Annotated in this window: 14 protein-coding genes; 4 read left to right on the forward strand and 10 right to left on the reverse strand. The window is 73.8% G+C overall.

Translation table 11 applies throughout. The features are described from left to right. Positions 1-11 precede the first annotated feature (11 nt). The 6 genes from DCW30_RS01290 to DCW30_RS01315 all read right to left on the reverse strand — a co-directional run bounded on the left by DCW30_RS01290 (position 12) and on the right by DCW30_RS01315 (position 7,652). The gene (locus DCW30_RS01290) at positions 12-1,013 is read right to left on the reverse strand and encodes a MerR family transcriptional regulator (RefSeq protein ID WP_076682779.1); all 1,002 of its coding nucleotides are present in this window, start codon (positions 1,011-1,013) and stop codon (positions 12-14) included. A gap of 68 nt (positions 1,014-1,081) precedes the next feature. After that, positions 1,082-2,635, reverse strand: coding sequence for a phytoene desaturase family protein (locus tag DCW30_RS01295; RefSeq protein ID WP_076682780.1), 1,554 nt, complete (start codon positions 2,633-2,635; stop codon positions 1,082-1,084). A gap of 75 nt (positions 2,636-2,710) precedes the next feature. Beyond that, a complete protein-coding gene (locus DCW30_RS01300) occupies positions 2,711-4,972 on the reverse strand; it encodes a serine/threonine-protein kinase (protein WP_076682781.1) in 2,262 nt (753 codons plus the stop codon). Continuing rightward, entirely contained in the window at positions 4,954-5,913 is a 960-nt protein-coding gene (locus tag DCW30_RS01305; protein ID WP_232627015.1) for an oxygenase MpaB family protein, read from the reverse strand. The genes DCW30_RS01300 and DCW30_RS01305 overlap by 19 nt, the downstream gene beginning before the upstream one ends. A gap of 72 nt (positions 5,914-5,985) precedes the next feature. Beyond that, positions 5,986-7,173 carry an acyl-CoA dehydrogenase family protein gene (locus tag DCW30_RS01310; protein WP_076682782.1) on the reverse strand — a complete coding sequence of 396 codons (1,188 nt, stop codon included), beginning with the start codon at positions 7,171-7,173 and terminating at the stop codon, positions 5,986-5,988. Between the two features lie 134 nt (positions 7,174-7,307). After that, positions 7,308-7,652, reverse strand: a complete 345-nt coding sequence (locus DCW30_RS01315) for a four-helix bundle copper-binding protein (RefSeq protein WP_076682783.1) — start codon at positions 7,650-7,652, stop codon at positions 7,308-7,310. Between the two features lie 368 nt (positions 7,653-8,020). Here DCW30_RS01315 and DCW30_RS01320 point away from each other — a divergent pair, with 368 nt between their 5' ends. After that, entirely contained in the window at positions 8,021-8,470 is a 450-nt protein-coding gene (locus DCW30_RS01320) for a VOC family protein (RefSeq protein WP_062772810.1), read from the forward strand. A 74-nt stretch (positions 8,471-8,544) separates the two neighbouring features. Here the strand turns inward: DCW30_RS01320 and DCW30_RS01325 are convergent, their stop codons facing one another. Continuing rightward, positions 8,545-10,023 (reverse strand): PepSY-associated TM helix domain-containing protein, encoded by a 1,479-nt coding sequence (locus tag DCW30_RS01325; RefSeq protein WP_076682784.1) that lies wholly within the window; start codon positions 10,021-10,023, stop codon positions 8,545-8,547. 253 nt (positions 10,024-10,276) lie between these two features. Beyond that, positions 10,277-11,425 carry a phosphate ABC transporter substrate-binding protein PstS gene (pstS, locus tag DCW30_RS01330; RefSeq protein WP_237283312.1) on the reverse strand — a complete coding sequence of 383 codons (1,149 nt, stop codon included), beginning with the start codon at positions 11,423-11,425 and terminating at the stop codon, positions 10,277-10,279. A 175-nt stretch (positions 11,426-11,600) separates the two neighbouring features. Between pstS and argG the strand changes: the two genes are divergently transcribed. The 3 genes from argG to DCW30_RS01345 all read left to right on the forward strand — a co-directional run bounded on the left by argG (position 11,601) and on the right by DCW30_RS01345 (position 14,966). Continuing rightward, positions 11,601-13,049 carry an argininosuccinate synthase gene (argG, locus tag DCW30_RS01335; RefSeq protein ID WP_076682785.1) on the forward strand — a complete coding sequence of 483 codons (1,449 nt, stop codon included), beginning with the start codon at positions 11,601-11,603 and terminating at the stop codon, positions 13,047-13,049. 175 nt (positions 13,050-13,224) lie between these two features. Beyond that, the gene (locus DCW30_RS01340) at positions 13,225-14,214 is read left to right on the forward strand and encodes a GlxA family transcriptional regulator (protein ID WP_076682786.1); all 990 of its coding nucleotides are present in this window, start codon (positions 13,225-13,227) and stop codon (positions 14,212-14,214) included. 128 nt (positions 14,215-14,342) lie between these two features. Continuing rightward, the gene (locus DCW30_RS01345) at positions 14,343-14,966 is read left to right on the forward strand and encodes an isochorismatase family protein (RefSeq protein WP_076682787.1); all 624 of its coding nucleotides are present in this window, start codon (positions 14,343-14,345) and stop codon (positions 14,964-14,966) included. A gap of 16 nt (positions 14,967-14,982) precedes the next feature. On the opposite strand, the gene DCW30_RS01350 is transcribed toward DCW30_RS01345, so the two are convergent. Both DCW30_RS01350 and DCW30_RS01355 read right to left on the reverse strand, forming a co-directional pair. Beyond that, the gene (locus DCW30_RS01350; RefSeq protein ID WP_076682789.1) at positions 14,983-15,735 is read right to left on the reverse strand and encodes an SDR family oxidoreductase; all 753 of its coding nucleotides are present in this window, start codon (positions 15,733-15,735) and stop codon (positions 14,983-14,985) included. Then, positions 15,732-16,952, reverse strand: a complete 1,221-nt coding sequence (locus tag DCW30_RS01355) for an acyl-CoA dehydrogenase family protein (RefSeq protein ID WP_076682791.1) — start codon at positions 16,950-16,952, stop codon at positions 15,732-15,734. The genes DCW30_RS01350 and DCW30_RS01355 overlap by 4 nt, the downstream gene beginning before the upstream one ends. Positions 16,953-17,037: the final 85 nt, after the last annotated feature.

Here is a 17,037-nt window from a genome sequence, read left to right on the forward strand (position 1 = left end):
TCAGATCCGGTTCAGGGGGCGGTGCCCGGCTTCTGGCCGCGCCCACGGCGGCCGTGGTCCGGGGCGTGCAGTGCCTGGACGGTCCAGGTGAGGGCGGGGGCCAGGTCGGTCGGGGGTGGCCAGTCGTTCAGGACCGCCAGGAGGCGGAGGTAGCGGTCCCTGCGGGGGTCGTTCATGGTCCGGAAGCGGGCGGCGAGGCGGACGCGGAGGGCTTCGTCGTCGGGGTGGCCGGTGATGCGGGCGTAGTGCGCCGTGAGCGCCGCGGCGATGCGGGCGGCCCGGGGCGTGTGCGGGCCGATGCCCTCGGCCAGCGCCGGTTCGGCCAGGGAGCGGACGGCTTCGGCGAGGACGCGGGGCAGGCCCATGGCGTCGTCGGGTGACCGGTCCTCGGCGAGGTCACGCGCCATGCCCTGCACGCTCGCGCGAAAGCCGGGGTCCTGGAGCAGCTCGGCCAGCTCCACCCACGCCGCGACCTGCTCCGCCGTGGGGTCGTCCGGGAGCTCCGGGGTCATGGAGCGGATGACCGCGCCGAACGCCGGGTGGCTGTGGAGGCCTTCGAAGACCATGCCGAGGAAGTCGTCGACCATGCGGCGGCGTTCGTCCTCGGACAGCTTCGCGAGACGGTGCATGAGGGCCAGCTCCTCGGGGTCGGCGCCGCGTTTGGCCACGGCGGTCAGGACGGCCCTGCGCAGGCGCAGCGTGCGGATCTGCACGTCCAGGGCCTCGGCGTGCGCCGCCGCCACGTCGGCCAGCGGGACCTCCCGGTCCACGACCTTGCGGATGGTCGGCAGGTCGAGCCCGATCTCGCGCAGGGTCCGCACGAGGTCGAGGCGGGCCACGGCGTCGACGCCGTAACGCCGGTAGCCCGCCGGGGTGCGCTCCGTCGGCGTGACGATCCCGGAGTCGGACCAGAACCGGATGGTCTTGACGGTGAGCCCGGTGCGGCGGGCGAGTTCGCCGATGGAGTAGAGGGGGGCGGCGGGCCCCGGAAGCGTTTCGGTGTCGCCGTTCATGGCTCCACCCTCACGTCTCCCCCTACGGGAGACGCAAGCGGGGCCCGCTCACCCTCGTCCCTCGCCGGTCACTCCCCCAGCGCGGCCATCGCGGCGTTGTGCCCCGGCACCCCGCTGACGCCGCCACCGCGCACCGCGCCGGCCCCGCAGAGGAACACATTCGCGTGCCGGGTCTCCGCGCCCCAACGCCCGGCGCCCTCCTGGGCGTAGGGGAAGGCGAGGTCTCCGTGGAAGATGTGGCCGCCGGGCAGCCGCAGGTCGCGCTCCAGGTCCAGCGGGGTCTTGGCCTCGACGCAGGGGCGTCCCTCGGCGTCGAGCGCGAGGCAGTCGGCGATCGGCTCGGCCAGGTGCGCGTCGAGCTGGGCGAGCGTCGACTCCAGCAGCTCGGCCCGTACGGCGTCGTTGTCCTCGGCGAAGAGCCGGGCGGGGGTGTGCAGGCCGAACAGGGTGAGGGTCTGGTAGCCGCGCTCGGCGAGGTCGGGGGCGAGGATCGTCGGGTCGGTGAGGGAGTGGCAGTAGATCTCGGAGGGCGGCGCGGTGGGCGGCGTGCCGGAGGCGGCCTGCGCGTAGGCGGTCGCCAGCTCCCCGTACCCCTCGGCGATGTGGAAGGTGCCCGCGAAGGCCTCGGCCGGGTCGACGGCGGTGTCGCGGAGCCTCGGCAGCCGCTTGAGCAGCATGTTGACCTTCAGCTGCGCGCCTTCGGCGGGCGCGGGCGGCTCGTCGCCGAGGAGCCCGGCGAGGGCCTGCGGGGAGGCGTTGACCAGGACGTGCCGGGCGGCGGCCGTGCGCTCGCCCTCGTCGCCCTGGCGGTACGTGACCTCGGCGCGCCGCCCGTCGGTGGCGATCCGCGTGGCCTCACAGCCCGTGCGCAGCGTGGCCCCCGCGTTGCGCGCGGAGTCGGCGAGGGCGTCGGTGAGGGCGCCCATGCCGCCGACGGGGACGTTCCAGTCGCCGGTCCCGCCGCCGATGACGTGGTAGAGGAAGCAGCGGTTCTGCTTCAGGGAGGGGTCGCCCGCGTCGGCGAACGTGCCGATCAGGGCGTCGGTGAGGACGACGCCGCGCACCAGGTCGTCGGAGAAGCGCTGCTCGATCGCCGTGCCGATGGGTTCCTCGAAGAGCGTGCGCCAGGCGGTGGCGTCGTCGATGCGGGTGCGCAGCTCCGCCCGGGTCGGCAGCGGTTCGGTGAGCGTGGGGAAGACGCGGGCCGCGAGGCGTCCGGTCATCGCGTGGAACTCCCGCCAGGCCTCGTACTCCCCGCTGTCACCGGTCAACCGGGTGAAGGCCCGCCGGGTACGGGCCTCGCCGCCGCCGACGAGCAGCCCGGCGGGGCGGCCGCCGCGCTCGGTGGGGGTGTAGGACGAGACGGTGCGCGTGCGCACCCGGAAGTCCAGGTCGAGGTCGCGCACGACCTTCTTCGGCAGGAGGCTGACGAGGTACGAGTAGCGCGAGAGCCGTGCGTCGACCCCGGGGAAGGGCCGACCGGAGACGGCCGCGCCCCCGGTGGCGCCGAGCCTTTCGAGGAGCAGCACGGAGCGTCCGGCGCGGGCGAGGTAGGCGGCGGCGACGAGACCGTTGTGGCCACCGCCGACGATGACGGCGTCGTACACATCGCGATCAGACATGGCTCTTCCTAACACGAAGGACCACCGCCGAGGACCCCGCGCGACCGCGCCCCGGCACACCGGTCCCGCATCGGGTCACCCGGGGACGTCTCGGAGCCCGCCCGCGGCGCTCCGCTGCCGCAGCGCCGCCACCCTGCGGTAGAGCTCCACGGCCTCGGCGCCGCGGCCGAGCTGTTCCAGGCAGTGCGCCTCGTCGTTGCGGCTGGCCAGGGCGTCGGGGTGGCCCGTGCCGAGGACCCGCTCCCTGGCGGCGGCCACCCCGCGGTATTCGGTGAGGGCGTCGGGCCAGCGCCCCAGCCAGCCGAGGCCGACCGCGACCTCGCGCCGGCTGACCAGCGTGTCCGGGTGGTCGGGGCCGAGGACCCGCTCCCGGATCGCGCACACGTCCCGCGCCTCGGCGAGGGCCTCCTCCCAGCGGCCGAGCCGTCCGAGGTTCACGCCGAGGCCGTGGCGGGCCCGGAGCGTCTCGGGATCGGCGGGGCCGTTGACGCGCGTCCGGTCCTCGACCAGGACGCGGTACAGGTCGAGCGCCTCACCGCTGCGGCCGAGTCTGCCGAGGCTGATGCCGACCTCGTAGCGGGCGGCGAGCGTGTCGGGGTGGTCGGGCCCGAGCGCCCGCACCCGCGCGTCGGCGACCTCGCGGTAGGTCTGCAGCGCCTCGGGCCAGCGCCCCAGCTGTCCGAGCGCGTACGCGACCTCGTACCGCGTGACGAGTGTGTCGGGGTGCGTGGCCCCCAGGACGCGCGCGCGGGCCTGTGCCACCTCGTCGGCCAGACGGTAGGAGTCCTCCAGGCGGCCGAGGCGGCTGAGGTTGTAGGCGAGGTTGTGGCGGCAGCGCAGCGTGTCCGGGTGGTCGGGCCCCGCCACCCGCTCCCGCACCGCGAGCACCGAGGTGTACGTCTGGTGGGCCTCGAAGTGCCGCCCGAGCTGCCCGAGCACGTAGGCCATCTCCTGGCGGGCGGCGAGCGTGTCCGGATGCTCGGCGCCGAGGGAGCGCTCCCGCCCCCGCGCCACGCGGGTGTACTCGCGCAGGGCGTCGGCGGCCCGCCCGGTGCGGCTGAGCGTGAAGCCGATCTCGTACCGGCTGGCGAGCGTGTCGGGGTGGTCGGGGCCGAGGGCGTGCTCACGCTCGGCGGCGACCGCGCGGTGCACCTCGCCCGCCTCCGCCCACCGCCCGAGCCGGCCCAGGCTGAGGCCCGCGTTGTGGCGTCCCGCCAGTGTGGCGAGCAGTTCCGGCGGCGGCGCGGGCCGCTCGGGTTCGCGGGGCGCGGCGGCGCGGCGGGCGTCGGGCCGCGGTATCCACTCGCCGGTCAGGCCCGCCGCCGTGTCGGGCGGGGTGGGTCGCGGCCCGGAGCCGCCGCCCGCCTTGACCCCGGTGGTCATGCCCCGCGTCCAGGAGGGCAGCCGCTCCTCGCGGACGGTCGCGGCGCCGTGCGGGTGGTGGTTGCGCGGGTGGGGCGTGACGACGGTCGGGACGTACGCGGGGGTGGCGCGGCCTTCGGCGATGCGGCGGCTCAGGTCGCGGGCGTCCTGCGGCCGGTCGGCCGCGTCCTTGGCGAGGAGGTCGAGGACGAGGTCGTCGAGGAACGCGGGCAGTTCGCCGCGGTGGCGGCGGGGCGGCGCGGGCGCCGTGTCGCGGTGCCCGACGAGCACGGCCCAGGCGTCCTCCAAGTCGAAGGGCGGGGCCCCGGTGGCGATCTCGTACAGCACGCACCCCAGGGAGTACAGGTCACTGCGCTGGTCGACCGGGTCGCCGCTGATCTGCTCGGGCGACATGTAGTGCGGGGTGCCCATCGCGATGCCCGTGCCGGTCAGGCGCGAGGTGAAGCCGATGTCGGCGCCGAGCCGCGCGATGCCGAAGTCGCAGATCTTCACCGTGCCGTCGGTGAGCAGCATGATGTTCGCGGGCTTCAGGTCGCGGTGCACGATGCCCTGGTCATGGGTGTACGCGAGGGCGGCGGAGACCTGGGCGGCGATCTCCACGACGTCGGCGACGGGCAGCGGGTGCTGCTTGTTGTCCTCCAGGATCTGGCTGAGGTTGCGCCCTTCGAGGAGCTCCATCACCAGATAGAGCACGCCCTCGTACTCGCCGAAGTCGTGGACGACGGTCACGCCGCGGTGCTGGAGCGCGGCGGCGACGCGGGCCTCGCGGCGGAAGCGCTCGCGCAGGACGCGGGTGAAGGCGTGGTCGTGCTGCGGCCCCATCGGCTTGAGGCACTTGACGGCGACCTGGCGGCCGAGCGACTCGTCGCGCGCCCGCCACACCTCGCCCATGCCGCCGCGCCCGATCAGATCCAGGAGTCGGTAGCGGCTCTGGATCAGCCTGGTGTCCGCCATCTCGCGCCGTCGCCCCCGTCGCCTCGCTGCGCCCTCCCCGGCCCGTCCAGTATGGCTTCTGGTCTGTGAAGTTTGTACGGGGCAGGGCGGCTGCCGGGGCCGAGCCTGGCCATGGCGCGCAGGATGTGCTTGGGCGGAAGTTGCCAGCGCAGACGGCTGGGGACGGTGCGCAGGACGGCGCCGGTGAGGACAAGGCGGCGCGTCACCACGGCGGGCGGCGGGGCGGCCCTGCCGTACAGCTCGTGCGCGTACGCGGGCAGCGAGGCGTACGCGAGGCGGGCCACCTGCCGCCACAGCAGGAAGCGCGCCGGGACCAGCAGGGGCGGCGTCGGCGGACACCGCAGGAAGTCGTCCACGGCGCGGGCGCCTGGACCGGCGGCCAACTCGCCCCGCACGTCACGGAAGTACGCCCGCAGCTCGGCCGTGGACCCCGGCACATCGGCCGGATCGAGCCCCACCAGCCGGGCGCTCTCGCGGTGCTCGCGCACATACCGGTCGGCGAGGGCGTCCGGCATCCGCAGCCCCGACCGGCGTGCGACGTGGAGGTAGGAGTCGATCTCCGCGCAGTGCACCCAGAGCAGCAGCTCCGGCTCGTCGACCCGGTACCGCTCCCCCGTCGCCGGGTCGGTGGCCGTGAGCGTCGCGTGGATCTTGCGCACCCGCGCGCCGGCGCGCTCGGCGGCCTCGGTGGTGCCGTAGGTGGTGGTCCCGACGAACCCGGCGGTGCGCATCAGCCGCCCCCAGGCGTCGGCGCGGAAGTCGCTGTTCTGCATGACGCCGCGCACCGCTCGGGGATGCAGGGCCTGAAGGTAGAGGGCGCGTATCCCCGCGACCCACATCATGGGGTCGGAGTGCACCTGCCAGGTCACCGAACCCGGCCCGAAGAGTCCGGGGTCGGGCGAGGGCGCGTGCGCGGGGTCGGTCACAGCGGGGTCGGTCACGGGGTCCACCTCCGGGGGCCGGTCATGTCCTCCAGTGTGACGCCGTCCCGTGACGGGTGTCCGGCGCCCGGGTCATCGCCGTACGCGCGGCATCCCCAGGCCGATCCAGGAGATGATCTCCCGCTGGATCTCGTTGTTGCCGCCGCCGAAGGTGAAGATGACCGCCGAGCGGTAGCCGCGTTCGAGATCGCCGCGCAGGACCGTGCCCGCCGAGCCCTCCTTGAGGGCGCCCGCCGCGCCGATGACCTCCATGAGCCAGGCGTACGCGTCGCGGCGCGCCTCGGAGCCGTAGACCTTGACGGCGGAGGCGTCCTGCGGGGTGAGGGTGCCCTCCTGGACGGCGTTGACCATCCGCCAGTTGAGGAGCTTCATCGCGTCGAGCCTGGTGTGGGTCATGGCCAGGCGCCGGCGGACCCAGCCGAGGTCGATGACCCGGCGGCCGTCGGCGAGCTTGGTGTCCATGGCCCAGCGCTGTACGTCGTGGAGGGCGCGGATGGCCATCGTGCCGTGGGCGGCGAGGGTGACGCGCTCGTGGTTGAGCTGGTTGGTGATGAGGCGCCAGCCCTTGTTCTCCTCGCCGACGCGGTGGGTGACGGGGACGCGGACGTTCTCGTAGTAGCCGGCCGTGGTGTCGTGCGAGGCGAGGGTGTTGATGAGGGTGCAGGAGTAGCCCGGGGCGGTCGTCGGGACCAGGAGCATGGTGATGCCCTTGTGGAGCGGGACGCCCTCCTCGGGCGCCGCCGTGCGCACGGCGAGCCAGACCCAGTCGGCGGTGTCGCCGTTGGTCGTCCAGATCTTCTGCCCGTTGACGACGTACTCGTCGCCGTCCCTCACCGCCTTCGTCCGCAGCGCCGCGAGGTCCGTGCCGGCGGCGGGCTCGCTGTAGCCGATGGCGAAGTCGAGTTCGCCGGAGAGGATCCTCGGCAGGAAGTAGCTCTTCTGCTCCTCGGTCCCGAACCGCATGAGCGTGGGGCCCACGGTGTTGAGTGCCATCAGCGGCAGCGGCACGCCCGCCTGTGCGGCCTCGTCGAAGAAGATGAACTGCTCCATGGGCGTGAGCCCGCGGCCGCCGTACTCCTCGGGCCACCCGACCCCCAGCCAGCCGTCCGCGCCCAGGCGGCGGATGGTCTCCCGGTAGAACCGCTTCCGGGCGGCGGGTTCGGCATGGCGGACGTGCACGTCGTCCGGCACGAGGCCGGCGAAGTACGCGCGCAGTTCGGTGCGCAACCGCTGCTGCTCCGGCGTGTATTCGAGGTGCACGGCCCCTCCAGGCTCTGGCTGGCTCACTCGCTCCCGGACCTGACGGCGCACACAGTAGAACGCGTTGCAGAAATAGGGAATGGCGGTGCGGGAGCGAGTGCCGCGGGGCCCGTCGCCTCGGCCCGGCGCCTTCACTAGGCCGTCGCGGGTCCCGTCAGCGCCTTCGTGAGGTCGTCGCAGGCCCGTTCGCAGCGGCGGCAGGCCTTCGCGCAGCCGGCCGACGCGGGGCACGTGGCGCAGAGGGCCGCGCACTGGCGGCGGACGGCGCGGCACCACTCGACCTGCACGCGTACGCGCTGCTCGTCCTCCTCGCCGTACGCGCCCCGCCCGGCGAGGACGCGGAAGGTCGCGTCGCAGACGTCGGCGCAGGCGGCGGTGAGACGGAGCGCATGGCTCGGCCCGTCGGCCGGGCGGCGCCGGGCGCAGACCCGGACGCACTCGTCACAGACCCGTGCGCAGGCGAAACGCGCTTCCAGCACCTGACGGGCTCCGGCCGGTCCCCCTGCTGCGGCTCCTCCGTCGGGACGGGCGCGGGTCGCACCGCCCGGGGGCCGGACGGCAAGGGTGTCGTGGCGGTCACGGGACCTCGCCCTTCGGCCGGGCACGGGTTTCCGCCCTGGTGAGGCTCAAACCTGGCGGAGGAGCGGCACGGGGACCTGCCGGAGGAGGGGCACGGCGTGCCGGGCGCGAAGGAGCCCCGCCGCGACGGGGGAGACACGGCGGGGCCCACCCATCGATTGCCCGCTCTGACGGGCCTCACACACCCGAGCCGCACTCGTTTTCGACGGGACCGCGACGGCCTGTACATCCCGGGCCCGTTGTCAGTGCCGCGCGCTACGGTCCGCACATGGCTTATATGATCGACCTGACCCTCGACTGCGCCGACGCCCAACTCCTCGGCGCCTTCTGGAAAACGGCCCTCGGCTATGTCGACGAGCCGCCGCCCGCGCCGTTCACCACCCGCGAGGAGTGGTTCGCGAGCTTCGGCCCGCCCGCGGACGAATCCGTGGACGACGGGGCCTGGCTCTGCGACCCCGAGGGGCGCGGTCCCCGCCTGTCGCTGCTCAAGGTGCCCGAGCCGAAGACCGCGAAGAACCGCCTTCACATCGACGTCCGCGTGCCGGGGCACGGCTCGGCGGGCGAGCGCTGGGCCAGGGTCAAGGCGGAGTCCGAGCGGCTCGTCGCGGCGGGCGGCGGCGTGCTCGCCGAGATCACCGGTCACCACATAGTGATGGCCGACCCGGAGGGCAACGAGTTCTGCGTCGCCGCGGGGCCGGCCCCGACCGCATCGTCCTAGCCCCGTCGGCGGGTCGGTGGGGTTCCAGGTCCTCGGCGGATCGGAGGGGTCACGTCGTCGGCGGATCGGAGGGTTCAGGCGTATGTGCGCCTCCCCCGCCGGTAGGCGAGCTCGCCCAGCGCGATGTCCACCGCGAGGAACGCCGCGAGCGGGATGCCGAGCAGCGGGACGAAGTAGCCGACGACGGCGACCGCCGCGAGCAGCGGGACGAGGACGTGGGCCGGGACGTTCTGCCACGCCCCGCGCGCCACGGGCCGGCCGAAGGCGGAGCCCCGGCCGCGCTGCCACCACATGCGGTAGCCCCAGACGATCAGGAGGATCAGGCAGAGGGCGAGCGCGATGAGGGCGAACTGGTTGACGAGGCCGAACAGCGAACCGGAGTGCGCGTCGATGCCCCAGCGCGTCAGCTTGGCGAGCACCGGGTAGTCGTCGAACCGCAGGACGTCGGTGACCTCGCCGTTCGCGGGGTCCACGGCGATGGAGTCCTGCTTCTCCGGCCAGCTTCGCTGGATCTGCCGGACCACGTACGCGGACGAGGCGTCGGCGGGCGGCACGATCTCCACGGGGTTGGAGAGCCCCTGGCCGCGGGCGGCCTTCAGGACGGCGTCGAGCCCGACGTCCGCGCGGGCCGCCCCCTCGCCGTCCGCGGCCCCGGAGCCGCCGCTCCCGCCGTGGCCGGAGTGCTCACCCGCGGGCTCCGCCGCCGGCTCCGCGCCGGGCGTGACGGTCGACGACACCGCGGGCGTGGTCTGGCCGATGGCCTCGCGGAGGTCGCTGACGCTCTGGCCCGCGTACGCCGACCAGGTCAGCCCCGTGGCCGACAGGAAGACCAGGCCGAGGGCCGCCCAGACGCCGACCGAGCCGTGCAGCGCCAGGGTGCGGCGGCGGCCCGTCGTGCCGCGCGCCTTCCGCTGCGACCTGCGGCGTCCCAGCCAGAGCACGAGGCCGCCGCCCGCGATCACCCACAGCCAGCTCGCCGCGAGTTCGCTGTAGAGGCGGCCGGCCTCCCCGAGGTGCAGATCGCGGTGGAGCTCGTCGATCCAGGTGCGCAGCGGGAGGGCCCCCGTCGAGCCGTACTGCTCCAGGTCGCCGCGCACCTCGGCCGTGTACGGGTCCACGAAGACGGCGAGGGTGTGGTCGGGGTCGACGCCCGGCACGCCGGACAGCAGGACGCGCGTGGTGGCCCCCTCCTCCGGCGAGGGCCTGACCGCGCTGATCGAGCCCTCGGGGTGTGCGGCGCGGGCGGCGGCCATCTGCCGCGTCAGGGGCAGTTCGCCCTTCCCCGGCGGCACCGGGACGCGCAGCTCGTCGGCGTACACGATCTTCTCGGCCTGGTACGAACACGCGTAGAGCAGGCCCGTCGTGGCGGCGACGAGCAGGAACGGCGCGATCAGCAGCCCGGCGTAGAAATGGAGCCGCAGCACGAGCGGCCGCAAGGTCGCCCAGCCGGACCGCTTGGGCGCGCCCTCGGCCCGCGTCTCGCGCGACGCCTCCGCGGGCTCGCCGGGTGGTCGCCCCTCGCCTTCGGCGACGACGGTGGATTCGGCGGGCATAGGGCGCTCCCTGGATAGACGGGCCATGGCCCGGCTGGGCCCGAGCCGATCCAGGAGTCGGGCCGGGGCATGGCCGAGTTCCCCCGCCCCGGCGTGACCTGCGCCACTGGCGGGTGGGCACACTGCCGCCACGCCCTTGCCACCACCACGCAAGAGGCTCAGCCGTCCGCCCCTGCCGCCGCCACGCCACGGGCTCAGCCGTCCGCCGTGGCCACCCGCGGCCCGAAGCCCGTCGGCGCACCCCGCAGCCGGATCAGGACAGCCCGCTCACGACCTCCCGCACCCGCTCCGCCAAGGACTCCGGCAGCGGCGCGTAGTGCAGCCGGGACAGCCGCTTCTGGCCCGCCTCGCTCGACGTGTGGGCCAGGAAGGACTTCAGGGCGGGCAGCGTCGCCTTCTGATTGCCCTTGTCGCACACGATCTCGTACGTGATCTGGACGATCGGATACGCGCCGGGCGCCGAGGAGTCGTGGCGGAACTTCAGCGTCAGGTCTTTGCCGTTCCCGGCGACCCGGGCCGCCGCGATCCCCGCCGACGCCGTCCTCGGTGTCGGCGCGACCGGCGCGGGCGCGCCCGTGTCGATGCTGACGGTCTTGATGTGGCGGGCCCGCGCGAAGGACAGCTCGAAGTAGCCGATCGCGCCGAAGCCGGACGTCACTTCGGAGGCGACACCGCTCGAACCGCTCGCCGACGCGCCGCCCTTGCCCTGCCAGGCCTTGCCCGGCGGGTGCCGCCAGACGTCGGGGGCGGCGCCCGCGAGATAGGCCTGGAAGTTCTGCGTGGTGCCCGAGTCGTCGGACCGGTGCACCGGGCGGACGGGGAGGGAGGGCAGCTCGACGCCGGGGTTGAGCCGCCGGATCTCCGGGTCGTCCCAGGCCGTGATCCGCCGGTCGAAGATCTTGGCGAGGGTCGTGGCGTCGAGCACCAGGTCCCGCACGCCCGGCAGGTCGTAGCCGATCGCGATGGGACCGCCCACCATGGGCAGGTCGATGGCGCGCCCGCCTTCGCAGACCCGCTTCGACAGCTCGACCTCGTCGGCGCGCAGGGGGCTGTCGGAGCCGCCGAACGCGGTCGCGCCGCGCAGGAACTGCGCTCCCCCGGCTCCCGATCCGAGCGGGTTGTAGGCGATCCGCACCCCGGGGCAGGCCGCTTCGTACTCCTTGATCCAGTGCTTCATGGCGTTCTGCTGGGCGCTCGAACCCGTCCCGGGGACCTTGCCCGACTTAGCGCAGTCGATGTCGGCGGCTTGGGACCCGACGGACGAAGCGCTTCCGTCGCCGTCCTCCGCCCCCTCCCCCAGGAGCCCGCAGCCCGCCAGGGCCAGCGACAGCACGACCGCCGCCGAGCCCGCCCCGAGTGTCCTGCCGCTGTGCTGTGTACGTCGTGGCCGTGGGCGCAGCAACGTCGTCCTTTCGAGAGGCCGGCCGGCACACCGCCGCCCGGTCACCGCTGTCGGGCCTCGCATCCTCGCCCACCCACGGCGACGGAAGATGACACCTGGGCGAACACAGGGCGACGCGTCGCCGTACGGAAGCACGGGGTTTGCATGACCATGCATCCTGATGCATACTCTTCCTATGTCCAAGGTCCTCACCTCCCTGCCCACCGGCGAGCGCGTCGGCATTGCCTTCTCCGGCGGTCTCGACACCTCGGTCGCCGTCGCCTGGATGCGCGACAAGGGCGCCGTGCCGTGCACGTACACCGCCGACATCGGCCAGTACGACGAGCCCGACATCGCCTCCGTGCCCGGCCGCGCCTCCGCGTACGGCGCCGAGATCACCCGTCTCGTCGACTGCCGTGCCGCGCTGGTCGAGGAAGGCCTCGCGGCGCTGGCCTGCGGCGCCTTCCACATCAGGTCGGGTGGCCGCCCCTACTTCAACACCACGCCGCTCGGCCGCGCCGTCACCGGCACGCTCCTGGTGCGGGCGATGCTGGAGGACGGGGTGCAGATCTGGGGCGACGGCTCCACGTTCAAGGGCAACGACATCGAGCGGTTCTACCGCTACGGCCTGCTCGCCAACCCGCACCTGCGGATCTACAAGCCCTGGCTGGACGCGGACTTCGTCACGGAGCTCGGCGGCCGCAAGGAGATGTCGGAGTGGCTGCTCGCCCACGAGCTGCCCTACCGGGACTCGACGGAGAAGGCGTACTCCACGGACGCCAACATCTGGGGCGCCACGCACGAGGCCAAGACCCTGGAGCACCTCGACACGGGCATCGAGACCGTCGACCCGATCATGGGCGTGCGGTTCTGGGACCCCTCCGTGGAGATCCCCACGGAGGACGTGACGGTCGGCTTCGAGCAGGGCCGCCCCGTGACGATCAACGGCAAGGAGTTCGCCACCCCCGTCGACCTCGTCATGGAGGCCAACGCGGTCGGCGGGCGGCACGGCCTCGGCATGTCCGACCAGATCGAGAACCGCATCATCGAGGCCAAGAGCCGCGGCATCTACGAGGCGCCCGGCATGGCCCTGCTGCACATCGCCTACGAACGCCTGGTCAACGCGATCCACAACGAGGACACCCTCGCCGCGTACCACAACGAGGGCCGGCGGCTCGGCCGGCTCATGTACGAGGGCCGCTGGCTGGACCCGCAGGCGCTGATGATCCGGGAGTCGCTGCAGCGCTGGGTCGGCGCCGCGGTCACCGGTGAGGTGACGCTGCGGCTGCGGCGCGGCGAGGACTACACGATCCTCGACACCACGGGCCCCGCCTTCAGCTACCACCCGGACAAGCTCTCCATGGAGCGGACCGAGGACTCGGCCTTCGGCCCGGTGGACCGCATCGGCCAGCTCACGATGCGCAACCTCGACATCGCGGACTCCCGTGCGCGCCTCGAGCAGTACGCGGGCATGGGCCTGGTCGGAACCGGCCACCCGGCGCCGATCGGCGCCGCGCAGGCGGCGTCGACCGGTCTGATCGGCGCCATGGACGCGGGCGGCGCGCAGGCGATCGCCTCGCGCGGCGAGGTGACGGACGAGGAGTCGGCGCTCGACCGCGCGGCGATGGAGTCCGGCACCGACTGACCCCGGCCCATCGGCCGTGCGCACTGAGGCCAGCGGGCCCCGGCGGTACTCCCCCCACCGCCGGGGCCCGCTTCCGCATGCCCCGGCGTCCGGCCCAGCGCCTCTCCGCGCTCATGTCCGGATGTGACAGGGAATCGTCATTGCGGTCGCCCCCGGCGGCCGTGAGGATGGCCGCATGCCCACCACACACCGCGTCGTCATCGCGGTCTTCCCCGACGTCGACCTGCTCGACGTCACAGGCCCCGCCGAGGTCTTCGCGCTGGCCGACCGGGAGACCGGGGGCCGCCCCGGCTACGAGGTCCTGCTCGCGGGGCCGGAGGCCGGTGCGGTGCGCACGTCGGCGGGCGTGCGGCTGCTCACGGACCTGGCGTTCGCCGACACCGGCCGGGTGGACACCCTGCTGGTGCCCGGCGCGGTCGACATGACCGGCCAGGGGCCCGTCGCCCGCATCGACGCCGAGGTCGTGGCGTGGCTGGCGGCGACCGCGCCGCAGGCCCGGCGGGTGGCCTCGGTGTGCGTGGGCGCCCACCTGCTCGCGGCGGCCGGGCTCCTGGACGGCCACACGGCGACGACGCACTGGTCGACCGCTGCCCAGCTGGCGGCCGACCACCCGGCCGTCACGGTCGACCCGGACCCGATCTTCGTACGGACGGACCGCGGACGGCTGTGGACCGGGGCCGGGATCAGCGCCTGCCTGGACCTGGCGCTCGCCCTGGTGGCCGAGGACCAGGGCGAGGAGGTCGCCCTCGCGGTGGCCCGGCAGCTCGTCATGTACCTCAAGCGGCAGGGCGGCCAGAGCCAGTTCTCCGTGCCGCTCAGCCGCCCGGCGTCGGCCCGCAGGGACATCGACGAGCTCCGGGCGTACATCGCCGACCACCTCACGGACGACCTGTCCGCGGCGGCGCTCGCGGCCCGGATGTGTCTCAGCGAGCGGCACTTCGCACGGGTCTTCAAACAGGAGACGGGCGCCAGCGCGGCCGAGTACGTGGAGGCCGCCCGGGTGGAGGCCGCCCGCCGGCTGCTCGAAGGCACCGACCACTCCCTGGAGCAGGTCGCCGCCGCGTCCGGGCTCGGCTCGGTCGAGACGCTGCACCGGGCGTTCCGCAGGCAGGTGTCCGGCACACCGGCCGCCTACCGCCGCCGCTTCCGCGTCCGCACGAGCTGACCCCGCGTCACCCCTCGCTCACCTCACCCACGACCCCCGCGGGCGGACCCGCGGCTTCGCCCTGCCCGCGGCACTTTCCTGCCCGGCTCCACTCAAGTCACCGCCTCCACGGCCACGAAAGGCACCTCATGAACACCGACCGCCCCTCCACGACCCTGCGCGACGTGATCGGTCTGGACGGCAGGGCGCCCCGCCTCGCCGAGAGCGCCCTCGTCATGATCGACTTCCAGAACACCTACCGCACCGGCGTCATGGCCCTGCCCGGCGCCGACGCGGCGCTCGCGGCGGGCGCCCGGCTCCTGGCGCGGGCCCGTGCCGCGGGCACGCCGGTCGTCCACGTCGTCAATGACGGCGGCGAGGGCACCCCGTACGACATCCGCGCCCACATCGGGGCCGTCATCGACGAGGTGGCGCCGGTGGACGGCGAGACCGTGGTGGTCAAGCGGTTCCCCGACGCCTTCCACGACACGGATCTGGAGAAGACCCTCAGCGGCCTGGGCTTCGCCCCGGGCGGCGGCGGGGACCTCGTCCTCGCCGGGTTCATGACGCACATGTGCGTCAACTACACCGCCCAGGGCGCCTTCAACCGCGGCTACCGGCCCACCGTCGTCGCCGAGGCCACCGCCACCCGGCCCCTCGCCGCGCTCGACGGCGCGGTCCTGTCCGCCGACGCGCTGCAGAGCGCGGCGCTGACGGCCGTCACGGACCTGTTCGGTGTCGTGGTGCCGACCGTCGACGCGCTGCCGGCCTGATCCCCGGCGGCGGCGCTCAGAGGGCGCCGTTGCCGAGCAGTTGTCCTCCGTCGACGACGAGGGTCTCGCCGGTGATCCAGCGTGCCCCGTCGCCGGCGAGGAACGCCACGGCCTCCCCCAGGTCCTCGGGCTCCCCGATGCGGCCGAGCGGGGTGGCCGCGGCGATCCGCGTCTCGTTCTCCTGCCACAGCGCCTCGGCGAGCCTCGTCCGCACGACGCCGGGCGCGATGGCGTTCACCCGGACCTTCGGGCCGAGTTCCAGGGCGAGCTGCTTGGTCAGATGGATCAGCGCGGCCTTGGAGACGTGGTAGACGCCCACGTCCTGGGCGACCGAGAGGCCGCCGATCGACGCGGTGTTGACGATCGATCCGCCGTGCTCGCCCATCCACGCCTTCACCGCGAGCGACGTCCACAGGATCGGCGCCCACAGGTTGACGTCCATGGTCTTGGCGAAGCGGGCGTGGTCCTGGTCGATGACGGGGCCGTGGGCGGGGTTCGTGCCGGCGTTGTTGACCAGGACGTCGAGCCGTCCGTACGACGCCACGACATGCTCGACGCAGGCGCGCGCGCCCTCCTCGTCGGTGGCGTGCGCGCCGAAGCCGCTGACGCCCTCGCCCAGCCGCTCCGCCGCCACCTTCGCCCGCTCCTCGCTGCGCGAGGTGATCACCACCCGCGCCCCGCGGTCCCGCAGGGCCCCCGCCGCCGCCAGCCCGATGCCCCGCGAGGCGCCGGTGACCAGGGCGACCCTGCCCTCCAGCGGCCCGCTCACCCGGCGTTCCGCGCGCTCTCGCGGCGGCGCAGCTCGCGCAGGGCGATGCTGCGCTTGTGCACCTCGTCGGGGCCGTCGGCCAGGCGCAGGGTGCGCAGGTGCGCGTACATGCTCGCGAGCGGGAAGTCGTCGGAGACTCCCCCGCCGCCGTGCACCTGGATCGCGCGGTCGATGACCTTCAGGGCCGCCTGGGGCGCGGCTACCTTGATGGCGGCGATCTCGGTGCGGGCCGCCTTGTTGCCGACGGTGTCCATCAGGTGCGCGGCCTTGAGGGTGAGCAGCCGGGCCATCTCGATCTCGACGCGGGACTCGGCGATCCAGTCCTGGATGTTGGCCCGGTCGGCGAGGGGCGCGCCGAACGTCGTACGGGACAGAGCGCGGTCGATCATCAGGTCCAGGGCGCGCTCGGCCATGCCGATGGTGCGCATGCAGTGGTGGATGCGGCCGGGTCCGAGCCGCGCCTGGCTGATCATGAAGCCGTCGCCCTCACCCGCGAGCAGGGCGGTGCGCGGGACGCGGACGTCCTCGAAGAGCACCTCGGCGTGGCCCTCGCGGTCCTGGTAGCCGAAGACGGGCAGGTTGCGCAGGACGGTGACGCCGGGGGTGTCGAGCGGGACGACCATCATGCTCTGCTGCCGGTGGCTCGGCCCGTCGGGGTCGGTCTTGCCCATCACGATGAGCACGCGGCAGTTCTTGTGCAGGGCGTTGGAGGTCCACCACTTGCGGCCGTTGAGGACGTAGTCGTCGCCGTCGCGCACCATGCGCATCTCGATGTTGCGGGCGTCGGAGCTGGCCACGGCGGGTTCGGTCATCGCGAACGCCGAGGCGATCTCGCCGGCGAGCAGCGGCTTGAGCCACTTCTCCTTGTGCTCGTCGGTGCCGAAGAGGGTGAGGACCTCCATGTTGCCGGTGTCCGGGGCGTTGCAGTTGGTGGCCTCGGGGGCGAGGTGGGCGCTGCGGCCCATGATCTCGGCGAGTGTCGCGTACTCCAGGTTGGTCAGGCCGGGGCCCCACTCCGGGTGCGGGTGGAAGAGGTTCCACAGGCCCTGCTTCCTCGCCTCGGTCTTCAGCTCCTCCAGGACCGGCGGGTGGAAGTGCGGGTCGCCGGATTCCGCCATCTGCCTCTCGTACACCGCCTCGGCCGGGTAGACGTGCTCGTCCATGAAGGCGAGCAGCCGCTCCTGGTACTCCTTGGCCCTGTCGCTGACGTCGAACACGGGGTCCTCCTGCGGTCCTGGTATCGGGTCTGTCGGCACTACTGGTTCGGCTGGTGCCGGCTCGGCCGGCCCCGGGAGGGGGCCG

This window comes from Streptomyces alfalfae (genome assembly GCF_004127445.1).
Classification (GTDB): Bacteria; Actinomycetota; Actinomycetes; order Streptomycetales; family Streptomycetaceae; genus Streptomyces; species Streptomyces alfalfae.